The 16,000-nt window shown below is 41.2% G+C and carries 17 protein-coding genes; 9 read left to right on the top strand and 8 right to left on the bottom strand.

Features of this window, described 5'->3' with window-relative positions:
- Positions 1-56: 56 nt before the first annotated feature.
- The 5 genes from V7K41_RS04250 to V7K41_RS04230 all read right to left on the bottom strand — a co-directional run bounded on the left by V7K41_RS04250 (position 57) and on the right by V7K41_RS04230 (position 5,145).
- Positions 57-1,811, bottom strand: coding sequence for a diguanylate cyclase domain-containing protein (locus tag V7K41_RS04250; RefSeq protein WP_334845875.1), 1,755 nt, complete (start codon positions 1,809-1,811; stop codon positions 57-59).
- A gap of 328 nt (positions 1,812-2,139) precedes the next feature.
- Positions 2,140-2,649 (bottom strand): MogA/MoaB family molybdenum cofactor biosynthesis protein, encoded by a 510-nt coding sequence (locus V7K41_RS04245; protein ID WP_442943118.1) that lies wholly within the window; start codon positions 2,647-2,649, stop codon positions 2,140-2,142.
- A 253-nt stretch (positions 2,650-2,902) separates the two neighbouring features.
- Positions 2,903-3,244: a photosystem II reaction center protein Psb28 gene (gene psb28 / locus V7K41_RS04240; protein ID WP_334845874.1), complete on the bottom strand. Its 342-nt coding sequence runs from the start codon at positions 3,242-3,244 to the stop codon at positions 2,903-2,905.
- Positions 3,245-3,348: 104 nt separating this feature from the next.
- Positions 3,349-3,801: a D-aminoacyl-tRNA deacylase gene (gene dtd / locus V7K41_RS04235; RefSeq protein WP_334845873.1), complete on the bottom strand. Its 453-nt coding sequence runs from the start codon at positions 3,799-3,801 to the stop codon at positions 3,349-3,351.
- A gap of 222 nt (positions 3,802-4,023) precedes the next feature.
- Entirely contained in the window at positions 4,024-5,145 is a 1,122-nt protein-coding gene (locus V7K41_RS04230) for a CobW family GTP-binding protein (protein WP_334845872.1), read from the bottom strand.
- A gap of 347 nt (positions 5,146-5,492) precedes the next feature.
- On the opposite strand from V7K41_RS04230, the gene cysS reads away from it, so the two are divergent.
- The 5 genes from cysS (at position 5,493) to V7K41_RS04205 (ending at position 10,450) form a co-directional block, all read left to right on the top strand.
- Complete coding sequence (gene cysS, locus V7K41_RS04225; protein ID WP_334845871.1) at positions 5,493-7,022, top strand: cysteine--tRNA ligase; 1,530 nt, start codon at positions 5,493-5,495, stop codon at positions 7,020-7,022.
- 95 nt (positions 7,023-7,117) lie between these two features.
- Positions 7,118-8,557 carry a TldD/PmbA family protein gene (locus tag V7K41_RS04220; RefSeq protein ID WP_334845870.1) on the top strand — a complete coding sequence of 480 codons (1,440 nt, stop codon included), beginning with the start codon at positions 7,118-7,120 and terminating at the stop codon, positions 8,555-8,557.
- Between the two features lie 116 nt (positions 8,558-8,673).
- Positions 8,674-10,020 (top strand): TldD/PmbA family protein, encoded by a 1,347-nt coding sequence (locus tag V7K41_RS04215; RefSeq protein ID WP_334845869.1) that lies wholly within the window; start codon positions 8,674-8,676, stop codon positions 10,018-10,020.
- A gap of 65 nt (positions 10,021-10,085) precedes the next feature.
- Positions 10,086-10,262: a DUF6888 family protein gene (locus tag V7K41_RS04210; RefSeq protein WP_334845868.1), complete on the top strand. Its 177-nt coding sequence runs from the start codon at positions 10,086-10,088 to the stop codon at positions 10,260-10,262.
- On the top strand, positions 10,259-10,450 hold the full coding sequence (locus V7K41_RS04205) for a DUF6887 family protein (RefSeq protein WP_334845867.1): 192 nt from the start codon (positions 10,259-10,261) through the stop codon (positions 10,448-10,450). The genes V7K41_RS04210 and V7K41_RS04205 overlap by 4 nt, the downstream gene beginning before the upstream one ends.
- Before the next feature lie 104 nt (positions 10,451-10,554).
- Here V7K41_RS04205 and V7K41_RS04200 read toward each other — a convergent pair whose 3' ends face one another.
- The 3 genes from V7K41_RS04200 to coaD all read right to left on the bottom strand — a co-directional run bounded on the left by V7K41_RS04200 (position 10,555) and on the right by coaD (position 12,173).
- On the bottom strand, positions 10,555-10,881 hold the full coding sequence (locus tag V7K41_RS04200; protein WP_334845866.1) for a Ycf66 family protein: 327 nt from the start codon (positions 10,879-10,881) through the stop codon (positions 10,555-10,557).
- 162 nt (positions 10,882-11,043) lie between these two features.
- On the bottom strand, positions 11,044-11,712 hold the full coding sequence (locus V7K41_RS04195; RefSeq protein ID WP_334845865.1) for a DivIVA domain-containing protein: 669 nt from the start codon (positions 11,710-11,712) through the stop codon (positions 11,044-11,046).
- The gene (gene coaD / locus V7K41_RS04190) at positions 11,622-12,173 is read right to left on the bottom strand and encodes a pantetheine-phosphate adenylyltransferase (protein WP_292863671.1); all 552 of its coding nucleotides are present in this window, start codon (positions 12,171-12,173) and stop codon (positions 11,622-11,624) included. The genes V7K41_RS04195 and coaD overlap by 91 nt, the downstream gene beginning before the upstream one ends.
- A gap of 292 nt (positions 12,174-12,465) precedes the next feature.
- Between coaD and lgt the strand changes: the two genes are divergently transcribed.
- The 4 genes from lgt to V7K41_RS04170 all read left to right on the top strand — a co-directional run bounded on the left by lgt (position 12,466) and on the right by V7K41_RS04170 (position 15,946).
- Positions 12,466-13,341 (top strand): prolipoprotein diacylglyceryl transferase, encoded by an 876-nt coding sequence (gene lgt, locus V7K41_RS04185; RefSeq protein WP_334845864.1) that lies wholly within the window; start codon positions 12,466-12,468, stop codon positions 13,339-13,341.
- Positions 13,342-13,531: 190 nt separating this feature from the next.
- Positions 13,532-14,356 (top strand): precorrin-4 C(11)-methyltransferase, encoded by an 825-nt coding sequence (gene cobM / locus V7K41_RS04180; protein ID WP_334845863.1) that lies wholly within the window; start codon positions 13,532-13,534, stop codon positions 14,354-14,356.
- A gap of 133 nt (positions 14,357-14,489) precedes the next feature.
- Positions 14,490-15,308, top strand: a complete 819-nt coding sequence (locus V7K41_RS04175) for a class I SAM-dependent methyltransferase (RefSeq protein ID WP_334845862.1) — start codon at positions 14,490-14,492, stop codon at positions 15,306-15,308.
- 284 nt (positions 15,309-15,592) lie between these two features.
- A complete protein-coding gene (locus V7K41_RS04170) occupies positions 15,593-15,946 on the top strand; it encodes a phenylpyruvate tautomerase MIF-related protein (RefSeq protein WP_334845970.1) in 354 nt (117 codons plus the stop codon).
- Positions 15,947-16,000 lie beyond the last annotated feature (54 nt).

Here is a 16,000-nt window from a genome sequence, read left to right as displayed (position 1 = left end):
CAGTGTTGATTGCTCAAAGCTTTAAAGCAACTGGGTTTTTACTCAGAACTCAGCACTCAGCACTTTGCTATATTTACATACTCCATAACCCGATTTTTCCCTGTTCGCTTTGCCTCAAGCATTGCTTGATTTGCCCGATTCAGAAAATCTTTAACCGTAATCCCTGGTTCTGATACAGCTATTCCAAAAGAAGCGGTGATGCTTTTGAGGATATGATCGCCGTCCTTCAATTGCATTTGTTCAACATCTACCCTTAGTTCTTCTGCTCGCTTCCTGAGTGTTTCCAGCGTCATATTAGGCATCACAATTACAAATTCCTCACCACCCCATCTGCAAGCAATGTCAAAGGAGCGAATAGATTTTAACAGCAGTTTTGCTAATTCCTGGAGAACAATGTTGGCAGTCACATGTCCATAGTGCGAGTTGTAAGATTTGAAGTCATCGATATCAAGGAAAATAACACTAAGAGGTTGTCCCGACCGTTCAGCCTCCGCTAGCCTTTGTCCCGTTATGGTTTGCATATAGTTTTGATTGAATAGTTGGGTCATCCCATCCCGCAAGTTCTCATAGGTTAGACGTTGTTTTATCGATAAATTATTTAGTGCAAAGGCTAAATATCTAGCAAGAATCTCAGCAATTTGCTGATCTTCTGGGCAGATTTCTTCAAGGGCATAAATGTGTAAAATGCCAATTATTTCGCCTTTTGCAAACAATGGAACACATAAATGGACGCCGCTAACAGGTAGTATTAAGTGGTTGCATATCAATCCTGGATGACAAGACGATGAAAGGTTTAATTTCCCTCTCCGCAATGCCCAACAATCAGATAGTGAAAATACTTCTTTGCTGCTTATTTTGCGTCCCCAATTACTATTCATCTGAACATAATTTTTGGAATTAGCAATTATATTGATACAACCACTCATATCAGGAAACAGCTTGGAACAGGTTAAAGCGACCACTTGATACACCTCATCTTCAGACTCGCAGGAATAAAGCATATCCGCCATATCTGAGAGATATATAAGTTCCCGTTTTTTTACCTCTAATTTCAGTGTTTTTTCTTCTAGCTGCCGATTTAGCTCAGTGAGCGATCGCTGTGTTTCTATGGATTCTGTAATATCGATACTGATCCCACCGATGCGCCAAGCGCCCGTTGCGTAATCGCTAAACGGAAACTTAAACGATAGCCAGTAGCACGGCTGATCGTTACCAGGCATCTTTACCTCTTCAATCAGCTTCAAGGGGCGTAGAGTCTTCAAAACGATTTGATCGTTTTCCATTATCTGCCGCCCCTCTTCTGGATCTGGGAAGAATTCACTATTTCTTTTCCCCACCCATTCTTGTGGCTCTAGCGAAAATCTAGACTGTAGCTCTTGGTTGTAGTAAAGCACTCTAGATTGGTCATCTTTGATATAGGCTCCAAACGGGCCCTGATCTAGGAATAGCCGTTGTATCTGCTGCCTGCATTGAAGTTCGCGGCTATCTTCTTGATATCTGGCGATCGCCTCTAAAATTTGATAAGCGGTTGGTATCAGGTAGAGTAAGGCAGACAAGGAAATAAATGCCATTAGATCGAGTATGCTTAAGTGCAGCAGGGACACTGCTTTATGTGGCTCAAAGACCGCCAAAAGGTGATGAAATCCGCAAAATAGTACGAATCCACCTGATAATAAAAAGGCTAGCCAAAACTTAGAAGGGATAGTTGCCTTAGTTTTGGCAAAGAAAACCCCTATTACTGTAGGGATACCAAAGTATGAAAATGCAGTAATGCCGTGAGCAATTATGCAATTCCAGTAAATAAACTCCATCACTAACCTGATATCAACATCTTATTTGTTTAACTATAATTATCTCTTGGTAGCTTCAATATCCATGTGTACAAAGGATGAGATTAGTGCGTCATCCGTCTGAACTGCTGCTTATTTTATGGGAGCATCCCAAATGTGCAAGTTTATTTTTATACGGTATTTGGACTTAGGCGGAGAATGAAATAACGAACCGTATTCGCGTTAGCGTCTCCCCTTGGGAGAAAGAGGCATTTGCGTAGCGTCTCGTTAGAGAAGAACGCAAAGGAAAGAAGTTTGTACAGGGTTTTTGTACCAGTCCTATGTCTTTTGGCTTGCATTGGGATGCTCCCTATTTCACCCCCTTACAAACCTGACTTACCAAGTGAGTGAGTTCGGGCAAAATCAATTTTTCCATCGCCAAGCGCACAGCGTTATTGGAACCAGGAAGCGAGAAGATTAATTTATCTTGATAAACACCAGCAACAGCGCGAGAAGCGATCGCCCGCGAACCAATTTCTTGATAACTTAAAAAACGGAATAACTCACCAAATCCCGGTAAGGTTTTCTCCAGTAACTTCTCAATGGCATCATAAGTAGTATCTCTTGGTGCAATGCCTGTACCACCATTGCAAATTACAGTATTCAAATTTGAGCTTTTACCTAGATTTTCTATCTGCTCTTGAATTTGTGTTGGTTCATCTTTGATAATTGTATAGGCTCCTACAGCATGGTTAGCACCAAGGAGTAACTGCTGAATTAGCTGGCCACTTTTGTCTGTTTCAAAAGTGCGTGTATCGCTGACAGTAACTACAGCACAAGTTACTAAAACTTCAGGCGAGTCTGGATGGGGTTGTGGCATTATATGTCACTTATGAACTTTTAATAATGGATAATTGGGCATGGTAAATGGCACATTCATTGAACATGACAATTACCAATGCCCTATACCCTATGACGCCAGTTGCTTCTCCTTACCAAAGACGCTGCGCGAACAACGGATAGCGCAGCGTTAGCGAGTACTCGAGCGTCGGGAACCTCCCTTCGGGTTCACCAGTCGCCTACGGCGGGAAACCCGCCTACAGCGCTGGATTCACCGCAACGCACTGGCTCCCCTATGCCTCATTTTTGCTCAGTCCCAGATCGTTTTCTTCAGCATACCGCTCCATGAAGCGCATAAAGCGATCCCATTCTTGGGCAGATTTCATTACGTAAAGTGCTTCTAATTCTTCTGGTTTCCCGTTAATAAATTTAGCCTTAACTTCACGGGTTATTATCTCGCCTTCTTCATCAATCAAGTACATCCCGGTAATATCTTCGGTAGTACCTTGATCTAAAATTTTCGGATTCGTAAAAATAAACGTCGCTGTACCACTCTCCCCAGTACGCGATCGCGTCAAGCGCACATCTGGAATTACCTCTTCGTCAAGACCTCTAGAAAACTGGATTTTCGTCATGATGAATGAATTTAAACTTTTGTGATGGTTAATTTAATATTCTCTCATCAATTAGAACACCACGGTCTAGAGGCTACTGTTATTCATTTTTTTAGTGTATATACTTAAATTGCTTCTTTTTCAAGTAACAAAGTTACGGGGCCATCGTTTTCAATTGTAACTTGCATCATTGCACCAAATTGACCCGTTTCCACCTGCAACCCGCTAGCTCTTAATTTGCTAACAAAACGATTATACAAATCTGCTGCTGATTGAGGAGCGGCTGAACAGTCAAAAGAAGGACGACGACCTTTGCGACAGTCACCGTAAAGCGTAAACTGACTGACTACTAACAAATCGCCGCCAATTTCTTGTACAGATTTTTGCCAACGGTCGTCTCCTCCTTCGTCAGGAAACAGCCGCAACTCTAAGCACTTACGCACCATCCAGTCGATTTCAGCATCAGTATCGGTATTGGCTATACCTACGAGCAAATTTAGCCCCCGCCCAATTTTGCTGATAATTTCACCATTCACTGTAACTTGAGATGATTTGACTCGCTGGATAACAACGCGCATTTTAACTAATTCGTAATTCGTAATTATTGGCCAAACACTCGCACGTAATTTACAGCAGTTAGCAAATTAAGAAGCTGATAATGCAGGGGAGTGAGAAATGCGATGTCTACGACGGGCTACGCCTACGCTATTCTCTCATTTTCATTGCTCAAAATCGATGGCGGAGCCATTAGGAATGCATTCCCAGGTGGAACCTGGGAACAAGTAGTAAGCTGCTAACTTTTATTTGCCAAAGCCTTTACCGCGAGAGGTTGAAGGTAGACAAATGCAGTTTTCGAGTTGACTAATTAAAGCCTCACGATCCAAATTTTGACCAATCAGCACTAGTTGGTTTTTCAATTGACCTTTCCATTCATCATCATCCAAGGTGAAGCGTTTACCGCAAAGGTGGAAAATATGACGCTTTGGACTTTCATCAAACCACATAATCCCTTTCGCTCGGAAGATATTTGAGGGTAGCTGGTTATCTAAGAAATACTGAAATTTCCTAATAGAAAAAGGCTTGTCACTCTGGAAAGATATGGAAGTAAAACCATCATTTTCTAAATGGTCAGAATGATGATGATCGTGATGGTCATGGTCATGGTCGTGATGATCGTGACCGCATGTTGAGTGGTCATGGTCATGGTCGTGATGATCGTGATGGTCGTGATGGTCGTGATGGTCGTGTTCATCCACCACTGTGTCAAAATATTTATCAGACTCAAACAGACCAACACTTAGAATTAAAGGAAGTGGCACTTGCGATCGCGTAGCGCGGATAATTCTTGCTCCTTCCTTGACTTCGTTAATTTTTATTTCTAACTCGTTCAAAGTGGCTTCATCAACCAAATCAGTCTTGTTTAGCACAATGACATCACCATAGGCAATTTGGCTGTATGCTGCCTCAGAGTTAAATAAATCTAGGCTGTAATTCGCCGCGTCTACCACGGTAATAATTGAATCTAAGCGGGTTAAATCCCGCAATTCTGTGCCCAGAAATGTTAAAGCTACTGGTAGCGGATCTGCCAATCCAGTTGTTTCCACTACTAGATAATCTAGATTTTCTTGGCGTTCTAAAACTTTGTAAACTGCATCTACTAAATCATTATTAATAGTGCAGCAGATACAACCATTATTTAGCTCCACCATGTTCTCACCAGTGGAAACAATTAGCTCGTTGTCGATGCCAATTTCGCCAAATTCATTTACGAGAACAGCGGTTTTTAAACCCTGTTGGTTGTTGAGGATATGATTGAGTAAAGTCGTCTTGCCACTACCGAGGAAACCCGTAATAATTGTTACTGGCATTCCTTGTTTGGGCGTATCCATTGCCGAAGATTCGGGTGTAACTGCTGATTGCATAGCGCTGTTATCAAATAGTCAAAAAGTAGTAATGTAGCGCAGATAGTCCAGAAAATACTAGCGCCGCTACACGGAATTCAAAATTCAAAATTCAAAATTCAAAAACCCTTGATTTCTGGGCTTTCGAGATTTTGTCCAATAGTATGTTGATTTCCGCCATGACGTACTAGCATAGGGATGCTGGACTGTCATCCCAGCTGCTTTACCCTATTATTGCTTATCTCCCTATTCAGGATTACATCTGTTAAGCTGTTCCACCTTTGACTTCCATACAGTCAGCAGCCAGAATGCCTGCCAATACAGGGTTTTCCATTTTGAATTTTGAATTTTGAATTTTGAATTGATATATGACCCTAACCCTTTACAATACCCTCACCCGTCGTCAAGAACCGTTTGAAACAGTCGAACCAGGCAAGGTTAAGATGTATTACTGCGGCGTGACGGTATATGACTACTGCCATTTGGGTCATGCTAGAGCTTGCATCGTTTGGGATGTAATCCGCCGATACCTCCAGTTTATCGGCTATAAAGTCCGATATATCCAAAATTTTACCGATATTGATGACAAAATTCTCAATCGAGCCTGTGTTGAACATTCATCAATGGAGGCTGTAGCCGATCGCTTTATCGAAGCATATTTTGAGGATATGGCGCGGCTGGGGATTAAAGAAGCCGATGAGTATCCCCGCGCTACCCATACGATGAATGGCATTCAACGGTTAATTCATGAGTTGGAAAATAAAGGTTTTGCTTACCCTGCTGATGGCGATGTGTATTATCCAGTACGAAAGTTTTCTGAATATGGCAAACTTTCGGGACGCAAGTTAGAAGATATGCAAGCCGGAGCGAGCGATCGCGTCAACATAGAAGATCCAGAGTACCAGAAAAAGAAAGACCCCTCTGATTTTGCTTTATGGAAAGCAGCAAAACCGGGAGAACCAGCTTGGGAATCACCTTGGGGCGCAGGCCGTCCGGGGTGGCATATAGAATGCTCGGCAATGGTGCGCGATCGCTTGGGTGATACCATAGATATTCATGCTGGTGGTGCTGACTTAATTTTTCCCCACCATGAAAACGAAATTGCCCAATCAGAGGCTGTAACAGGAAAACCCCTAGCGCGTTACTGGTTACATAACGGCATGGTGAAGGTAGATGGTGAAAAAATGTCCAAATCTTTGGGCAACTTTACCACTATTCGAGAATTGCTGGATCGAGGAGTTGACCCGATGGCAGTGCGGTTGTTCGTGCTGACCGCTCAATATCGTACACCCATAGATTTTACCGACGAAGCGATCGCCGCAGCAACCAATGGCTGGCACACCATTAAAGAAGGTTTACTCTTCGGCTACCAATACGGCAAAAAACTAGGTTGGGATTTGGATATAGTCAGTAATCCCATGCTTCATCGCAACGGTCAACTCTTTGAGGGACACGCTAAACAACTTGGTTGGCCATTAAACACAAAAATCGATTCCAATTTCCATCCTTACGCTGAAGGTTTTTGCAACGCTGTCAACAATGACTTTAATTTCCCTGGTGGGTTAAGAAGCTTGTTTGAAATGGCTAAAGAATTACGCCAGGAGGGGAATATGTTGATACATGAAGGGAAAACAAATAATCCAGACAATGAATTGCTTCAGGTATGGCGAACACTTGTTACTTTGGCTGATGTTTTTGGTTTAACCGCGAAGCCAGAAGTAAAAACACCTGCCAGTAGCGGTTTAAGCGATGCGGAAATTGAAGCGAAAATTCAACAAAGACAAGAAGCGCGTCAAGGCAAAAATTTTGCCGAAAGCGATCGCATTCGTGACGAACTCCAAGCAGAAGGTATTACGCTAATTGATAGCCGTGATGGTACACGCTGGCATCGGAATTAGAAGAGACTGGGGACTAGGGATTAAGAATTGAATTCTTCCCAATGCCCAATTCCCAATGCCCAATTCCCAATTCCCAATTCCCAATTCCTTAAATTATGTGGTCTGAACTTAAAAAAGCGATCGCTAGTTTCGATATTCCCGCTGATTGGATTGGTCTTAGAGCCGTCAAGGAGACTTCTACTATCCGTTCAGTTCGTGATGCCTTACCCCAACTAAACGGCAAATCCTCCACTGTCGGAGTCATGCTGGAAGTTTTGGTCAATGGCTGTCTGGGTTATGCAGCTACTAACTCTCTAGAACTGTCTTCCCTTCAAACCGCTGCTCAAACAGCCTATAAACAGGCACTAGCAGCCAGTGAATGGTGGATACATCCCTTCGGTGAAAGTGAGCGCCCTAAAGTCGTTGGTGAATATAAATCTCCATTTCTTGAACCATTGGATGCTTTGAGTCCAGGAGAAATCAACAATTTACTGGTTCGTATTTGCCAAACGCTCAAAGTTGATGACAAAATTGTGCAAACCATAGCCAGTGCCAGCACCACTGAGAGAGAATCATGGTTTGTTAGCAGCAACGGCTCAGAAGTCTATCAAAAAATACTATCTATAGGCACTAATTACGGAGCCACTGCCCAAGATGGAGCGGTTGTACAACAACGCAGCAACAACGGTTCGCAAGCAAACTGTTACCAAGGCGGACTCGAACTTTTAAAACAAGAACACTTATGGCATCGGGTGCGGCAAATTGGCGAACAAGCTGTAGAACTCTTGACAGCAGAGGAATGTCCAACCACCCGTACCAATTTAGTTTTAGCTCCAGATCAAATGATGCTGCAAATCCATGAAAGTGTCGGGCATCCCCTAGAAATTGACCGAATTTTGGGAGATGAACGTAACTATGCTGGGGGCAGCTTCGTTAATAAAAGTGATTTTGGCAACCTAGTATATGGTTCGCCACTGATGAACATTACTTTTGATCCTACTGTGCCTGGTGAATTTGCTAGCTATAACTTTGATGATACGGGTGCTGTAGCAACAAAGGAGTATTTGGTTAAAGAAGGTGTACTCCAACGGGGTTTAGGCAGTCTGGAAAGTCAAGCCAGAGCAGGTGTAGCAGGAGTTGCCTGTGCCCGTGCTTCCTCATGGAATCGACCAGCGATCGATCGCATGGCAAACTTGAATTTAGAGCCTTTAAACGGCACTTTTGAAGACATTATTGGCGGGATAGAACACGGCGTTTACATGGAATCTAATCGTTCTTGGTCAATTGACGATCGCCGTTACAAATTCCAATTTGGTTGCGAGTACGCTAAATTAATTGAAAACGGCAAACTCACCAAAACCCTTCGTAATCCTAACTATCGCGCCACAACACCAGAATTTTGGCATAGCTTAATCCAAGTAGGAGATGCCACAAACTGGCAAATGTATGGTACTCCTTATTGTGGTAAAGGAGAACCAAATCAGGCCATTTCGGTAGGACACGGTTCACCTGTTTGTGTATTTGCTAATGTCGAAGTTTTTGGTGGAGGAAGTTGAAAAAGTGCAAATACAAATACAAGAGTTAGAAGTTAGGAATTAGAAGTTAACAATTTCTTCAACTCATAACTTTTAACTTTTTCCCCCTCTTTATTCCCTATCGATATTTAATTTCTATGAAAATTGAGGAATTATCTGCATTAGAAGTCAGTTTTAATCGACTGATTGAAAGTTTGCTGATTAAAAAAACCGAAAATGAACAATTCACTGTGAGACTTAGTAGTGAAAGAAGTCAATTTACTCGTTTCAACCATGCGAAAGTGCGACAAACTGGTTGTGTTGCTGATGGTTGGATAGAACTGACTCTGATGGCAGATCAACGCAGCAGTATTAGGCAGTTTCCCTTTACTGGAAATTGGGGGTTAGACTGGCAATTAGCATATCTTGCTTTGCAGGAACTACGCGACGAACTGATTCTATTACCCATCGATCCATATCTAGTTTTACCATCAGGCAATAATATCAGCCGGGAAGTACATTCTGGAAATTTATTGCCAGAGGAAGCAGTAGTCACAAGTGTATTAGAACAAGTTTCTGAATTAGATTTTACTGGTATATATGCTGGGGGAATAGTAATTAAAGGTTATGGTGATTCCAGTGGTCAAAAACACTGGTTTGCTACTGATTCTTTTAGCTTAGATTATTCTTTATTTTCCACGTCTGGACAAGCAGTTAAGGGCACATTTGCCGGAAGTGATTGGGATGAATCTGCTTATATAGCCAAAATTAGCGAAGCCAAAAAGCAACTCGAATTGCTAGCTCGCCCAATTAAAGAATTACCACGAGGACAATACAAAACTTATTTTGCACCTGCTGCTGTTGCAGATTTATTAGTAATGCTTTCTTGGGGAGCAGTAAGCGAAGCTGATATCCAACAAGGAAACAGTGCTTTAGCTGCTTTATCGCGTCAAGAAAAACAACTTTCGACGGCATTTAGTTTGAAAGAAAACTTTCAACGCGGATTAGTGCCGCGATTTAATGAATTGGGAGAAATGGCAGCACCGGAGTTACCTGTAATAGAAAAAGGACGTTTGGTAAACACTCTGGTGAATTCTCGCACTGCTAAGGAATATCAGAAAACTGCCAATGGCGCTAATGGTTCAGAGACTTTACGAGCGCCAGAAATCAGTACTGGAAATTTAATATTTGAGCAGATTCTTCCGAGATTGGATACAGGATTATATTTATCAAATTTGCATTACTTGAATTGGAGCGATCGCCAAACTGGTAGAATCACAGGTATGACCCGTTATGCTTGTTTTTGGGTAGAAAATGGAGAAATTATCGCACCCATTGAAAACTTACGTTTTGATGAAAGTCTCTATCGTTTTTGGGGAGAAAATCTCATAGATTTGACTAGTTTTCAAGAATTCATTCCCGAAGTAGGTACTTATGAAAGTCGCCAACTAGGAGGTAGTTTAGTTCCCGGTATGCTCGTGGAAGATTTTACATATACTTTGTAATCATGTGCTGACAGGAAATCAAAAGCCAGCCATCGGAACCTTGAAAATTAAATAAGGAGGTAGAATTGGAATCGACATCAGAGCAGTTGGGAGCATATTACCGGATGTCAGTAAGAGCAAGCAATCTGCTTCAATCGATAAACGTAGTGCGCCTAGACGAAAGGACAAAGCGCATATATATGCTAGTTGGAGGCACAATACAAATAGAAATCTACTCTAACGGTGAGGTAACGTTTCCATGACAGATTCTAACTACCAAGCAATGACTGATGAAGAGTTGCGGGACTGGGTTCGCTACCATCCCAAAGATGTAAAAGCCTTCCACATTCTCATGGATAGATTAGAGCAACGTCCAAAAGTCTTTTGCAGCACAGATGAAGAAATTGAAGCCGAATTGCAAAAGCGAATTAACCAATCGCGATCGCAGTAAAGCAGACTGGGGATTAGGGATTAGGTACTTTTCCCTGTACCCAGTAACAATTTTCCTAAGTTTTAAACACAAATTTTATTAATGAGATTCTCCCAATTATAAAATCACCTATTTCTGTAAACTGCATTAATTATAATATCTTTGATAAGTAAGTAAATAATTAATAAAAACAATAAAAATTGCCCAAATTGAAGAATTGGATCTAACCGCCAGCCTTGGAAAACCAAAATAAACCCGGACAATAACATTATAATTGGCGTAAATATCGCTTGGATAATATAAAGTGCTAAAGCCCAACTTGTAAGTCTTATTCCACGTTTGACTAGCCAAAATACCATAAAAATCAAGTAAACTACTGCTAAAAGCAAATAAATAATTCCCATTATACTAGCTGAATTTGCTCCAAAGTTAACTTGAGCGAAAGTAAGCATTTCTAAAAAATCCTGTTTAATTACAAGCCAAAATATTAAACCTATTACCAGCTAGATTCAGCTTCAACTATGGAAAGCTAAAAGTATTTCTGAATGCAAATTGTTGGGTTAAGCAATAGCGAAACCCAACCGATAATTTTTCCTCATCTCTCGTTAGAACCTCTATCTTTTTTTGCCAGGAGGTGAATTACGCTGAGTGAGGTTATCAATTTGCAATTGTTGCCGTCCATTTGTGACAATTCGCAACATATCTTTGAGATCCTGCTCGATATTGCCTAAAATGCCATCAGCATAGGCATCAGCACCATCTTCAATTTCTTGAGCCTGAGCGATCGCAGTCTGTCGCATCAGATCTAACTCTTGCTGACAAGCATACCGCTTGCGGTCAATCTCGGCGAGGGTTTCTTGCATTATTCCCTCACACTCTTGTTGCACTTGTCGCCGCAGTTGTTCAGCTTCTTGTTCTGCCTGGTGAATAATATCGCTTTCAGCTAAAATTTGCGCTCTTTTTGCTTGTGCAGCCTCAACAACCTGCTGTCCATACTCTTCCGCTTCCAGCAGAATTTCGTTCTTTTGGTCGAGAACTGCTGCTGCTTCTTGAAAAAGGGATGGTAAAGCAAGGCGGATGTAATCAAGCTGATCTAGCAGCTTTTCTTCATCTATGAGTGTGCGTCCCGTCAGCGGAATCCTGAGACTAGAGAGAACCATTTCCTCTAGGCGGTTGAGTTCCTGCTGAATATCTATGCTTCCCTCTCCACCGAGATATTCTTGAGAGGGAGGATTGCTTCCGTTGAGATTGGGTTCAACATTGGAGATTTCTGATTGTAGCATTGGTATATATCTAGGGCAATGTGTGGGGGAACGAGATGATCGATAGAGCCACCAAACCTTGCAATCTCTTTTACCACACTACTACTTAAAAAACTATACTCATTTGAGGTTGCAAGAAAAACTGTTTCTATTTGGGTAGAAAGAGTTTTATTGGTGTGAGCCATTTGCAGTTCCACTTCAAAATCTGACACAGCCCGTAAACCCCGGATCAAAACTTGTGCTTGTTGCATTTGAGCATAATTAACGGTAAGACCATCAAAGCTGTCTACTTCTACATTAGGTAGATGTTCTGTAGAAAGACGGATCTGATCTAGCCGTTGCTCCACACTAAAAAGTGGCATCTTGTTAGGGTTCCGTAGTACAGCGACAATCACCCGCTCAAACAGCCGACTACCGCGCCCGATGAGATCGAGGTGTCCCAAGGTAATGGGGTCGAAGCTACCAGGATAAATAGCAATCACAATTTTAAATATATCAAAGTTATTTAGGTGATTATATCGAAACCATTTTGTGTAACTTACTCAAATCTACCATCTTGCGCTCTCGGTAAGGATGGTAAAGTCAATTGTTTTAGTGGCACAAGTTATGCTCAATTAAGCGTTAGGAATTAGACTCCTAAATATGTATACTGGATTTTTACCTACCTCCCTACAATGTTGTGGTGGATTTAAGTGGAGTTTCAGTATTCGAGATGTAAGAAACTCCGTACTTAGCAAAGTGCGCGGGTAGTTAACGAATTCTAGGTAATTTTTCATGGCACTGGATTTTCCCACTTTGCCCTTGGCGTTTCAATTTACTTCTCCAGGACCGATTCTGGTGAAAATAGGGCCACTAAGTATTCGTTGGTACGGCTTGTTAATTGCCACAGCAGTGTTAATTGGCGTCATCCTTTCCCAGAATTTGGCAAAGCGCCGTAACGTTAATCCTGAGTTGCTAGGCGATTTGTTCTTTTGGTTGTTGATTGGGGCAATTCCTGGCGCACGACTATATTACGTTTTTTTTGAATGGTCAAAATATGCCCCAACTCCAGGAAAAATTTTTGCGATCTGGGAAGGAGGTATTGCCATTCATGGAGCGATTCTTGGTGGCGTTGTGGCTGCGTTAATCTTTGCCAGAATCAAGCAGGTTTCTTTCTGGCAGCTGGCAGATTTAGTAGCACCTTCGCTGATTTTAGGGCAGGCGATCGGACGTTGGGGCAATTTCTTTAATTCTGAAGCTTTTGGCGATCCGACTAATTTACCCTGGAAGCTCTATATTCCACCAGAGCATCGTCCTTTAGAATATGTTAGTTTCGATTACTTTCATCCCACCTTCCTCTACGAATCTCTATGGGATTTAATGGTGTTTACGCTACTAATAACATTGTTTTTCCGGTCTTTATCCGGTAAGCCACGTCTCAAGATAGGCACACTGTTTCTAATTTACTGGCCAGCCTACAGCTTAGGACGCTTGTGGATTGAAGGCTTTCGCACTGATAGCTTGATGCTGGGGCCATTACGGATGGCACAAGTAGTCAGTAGTTTAGGAATTCTATTGGGATTAGTTGGATTAGCTTGGCTTTACTTACTCAAACGCCCTTTACCCGATGTAGTTCCTACTCTTAAGGGAAATGGGGAGAGGGGAGGATGAGGGAGACAAGGGGGACAAGGAGAATAACCATGCCCAATGCCCAATTCCCAATGACTAAAAAATAAAAAATGCCCCAGAGTATTCTCTAGGGCTTAACCAGGGTGCATCTACCATTACTCTCTACTAGGGAAAGAGGGTGAATCCGGAAAGATACTGAAGAATTTGCCAAAAAATTTTTTGAGGGATTGCCGTGTGTTCTTTTAAAAGTGAATATACAGAAAGCCTAAGCTATAAAAAAACACTATATACTGTAGAACCATCTGTGTATATTGTCGGAGCAGGCCCTGGAGATCCTGACTTATTAACGGTGAAGGCGCAAAAATTACTGGCTGTTGCTGATGTAATTTTATTTGCTGATTCTTTAGTACCCGAACAAATTTTAGAACTTTGTCGGAAAGATGCCGAGATAATTAGAACTGCGAATCAGACTTTAGAAGAAATTTTGGCGATTACGATCGATAGGGTGCGATCGCAGCACAAATCTCTAGTCCGTCTCCATTCTGGCGATCCTAGTCTCTACAGCGCCATCCACGAGCAAATGCACCTCCTAAAAGAGGCAAATATTCCTTTTGAAGTCATACCTGGTATTAGCGCCTTTCAAGCTGCTGCTGCCAAACTCAAAGTAGAACTGACTGTCCCTGGTTTAGTTCAAACCATTATTTTGACGCGTATTAGTGGACGTACAGAAGTCCCCGCCGCCGAAGAATTAGCCACTCTTGCAGCACATCAAGCTAGCCTCTGCTTGTATTTGAGTGCGCGTCACGTCGAAAATGCCCAAGCAAAACTACTCGAACATTACCCAGCCGAAACCCTGATTGCTATTTGCTTTCGCATTGGATGGCCCGATGAAAAAATTAGGGTTGTCCCCCTGAATCAAATGGCAGACTGTACTCATCAAGAAAAACTAATTCGCACTACACTTTATATAATTAGTCCAGCACTTTCGACAACAACAGGGCGATCGCGTTTATATCATCCCGAACATAGTCATCTATTTCGCTCATCTCATAACTGAAATACAAGATACAGCATAAATCCAAGGCGATCGCTTAATAATTAGCTGGCTAAAAACGCCAGCTTTTTTTTATAATTAATGCCAAATTAAAATCCATCTGCTAAACTTACAAAATAATTTAAAGGTGCTAATCATGACTAACGATATCAAAGAAAAACGAAAATCAATTATCGAAAACTATGGCAAATGGACAGCACACAATATCAAACTCACTGATGATATATACACAATCGATAAAAATTTTATGGGGGACAGAAAAGCGATAAATTGCATTCTACAAATAATTGCAGATAACGCAAAAAAGAAAATTTCTGATACTCGGATTCTTGACTTAGGTTGTCTGGAAGGAATGTACTCAATTGAATTAGGATTACATGGGGCAGAAGTAGTAGGAATCGAAGGAAGACAAGCAAACATAGTAAAAGCCAGATTTGCAAGAGAATGTTTAGGCTTAGAAAATATCACTTTCATCCAAGACGACGTACTTAATATAAGTACTGATAAATATGGATACTTCGACATAATTTTATGTTGTGGAATTCTTTACCATTTAAACACACCAGATATTTTTAAATTTGTAAAAAACATGGGCGAAATGTGTACAGGATTCACCATCATAGATACACACTATGGAGAAGCCGAAGAATACAGAAAATATAATGAAAAGCAGTATTGGGGCAGAACTTTTCAAGAATTCAACGAAGAAACAAAACCAGAAGATAAAGAAAAATCATTATGGGCAGCACTGCACAACAATCAAAGTTTTTGGTTTACCCCATACTCATTATTTAATTTGCTAAGAGCATCAGAATATACATCAGTATATCAATGCTTTATACCAATAGTACCAGGACAACATGATGACAGATTTATGCTACTAGCACACAAAAATAAAGGAATAAATACTAAGTTAACAATATCAAATGAAATAATTGAAGAGTATCCATTCTAAGAATTAAACCTAATAAATTTTTGTATTGCTGCATCATCCATACTTTTTAAATATGGTACAGTAATACCCTTTTTTCTAGCTAAAGCTAAAACATTACGTATTAGAGTAGTACGTGAAACAGGAGAATTAAGCCCAACGACATTAGGGGCGCAAGAGCTTGCACCCCTATAAATTTACAAATAATTTTGGATAATTTATTTTTTGTCAGTCCCTTATACTCTATACCTCTGCCTTTTGATAAACTTAACAGTGTAAATGAAATCCAAAATTCTAATTTCGGTACTATGCCTTTAATTAAAGTGCAAACTTCTGCATCATCTCCTGAAAAAGCTGAAATTGAGTCAATGCTTTTAAACCTATCAGCCAAGTTAGCGAAACATTTGGGAAAACCAGAATCTTATGTAATGACTGCTTTTGAACCAGGAATTTCTATGACTTTTGCAGGGAATACAGACCCAGTTTGCTACATTGAAATAAAGAGCGTTGGTACGATGAAGCCAGAGCAAACCGCAGCAATGAGTCAAGACTTTTGCCAGCAGATTAACCAAACTCTAGGTGTGCCGAAAAATCGTATTTACATCGAGTTTGCAGACGCAAAGGGTGCAATGTGGGGGTGGAACAGCACAACTTTTGGTTAATTCCTCATCTTCTTTGGTCAAGACTAACTCGATCTAGCAGGTGTAGGATAGAGA

The sequence above is a fragment of the Nostoc sp. genome, assembly GCF_036917415.1.
Classification (GTDB): domain Bacteria; phylum Cyanobacteriota; class Cyanobacteriia; order Cyanobacteriales; family Nostocaceae; genus Nostoc.
Note: the sequence above shows the minus strand (reverse complement) of the source record. Positions and strands in the feature narration are given on the sequence as shown.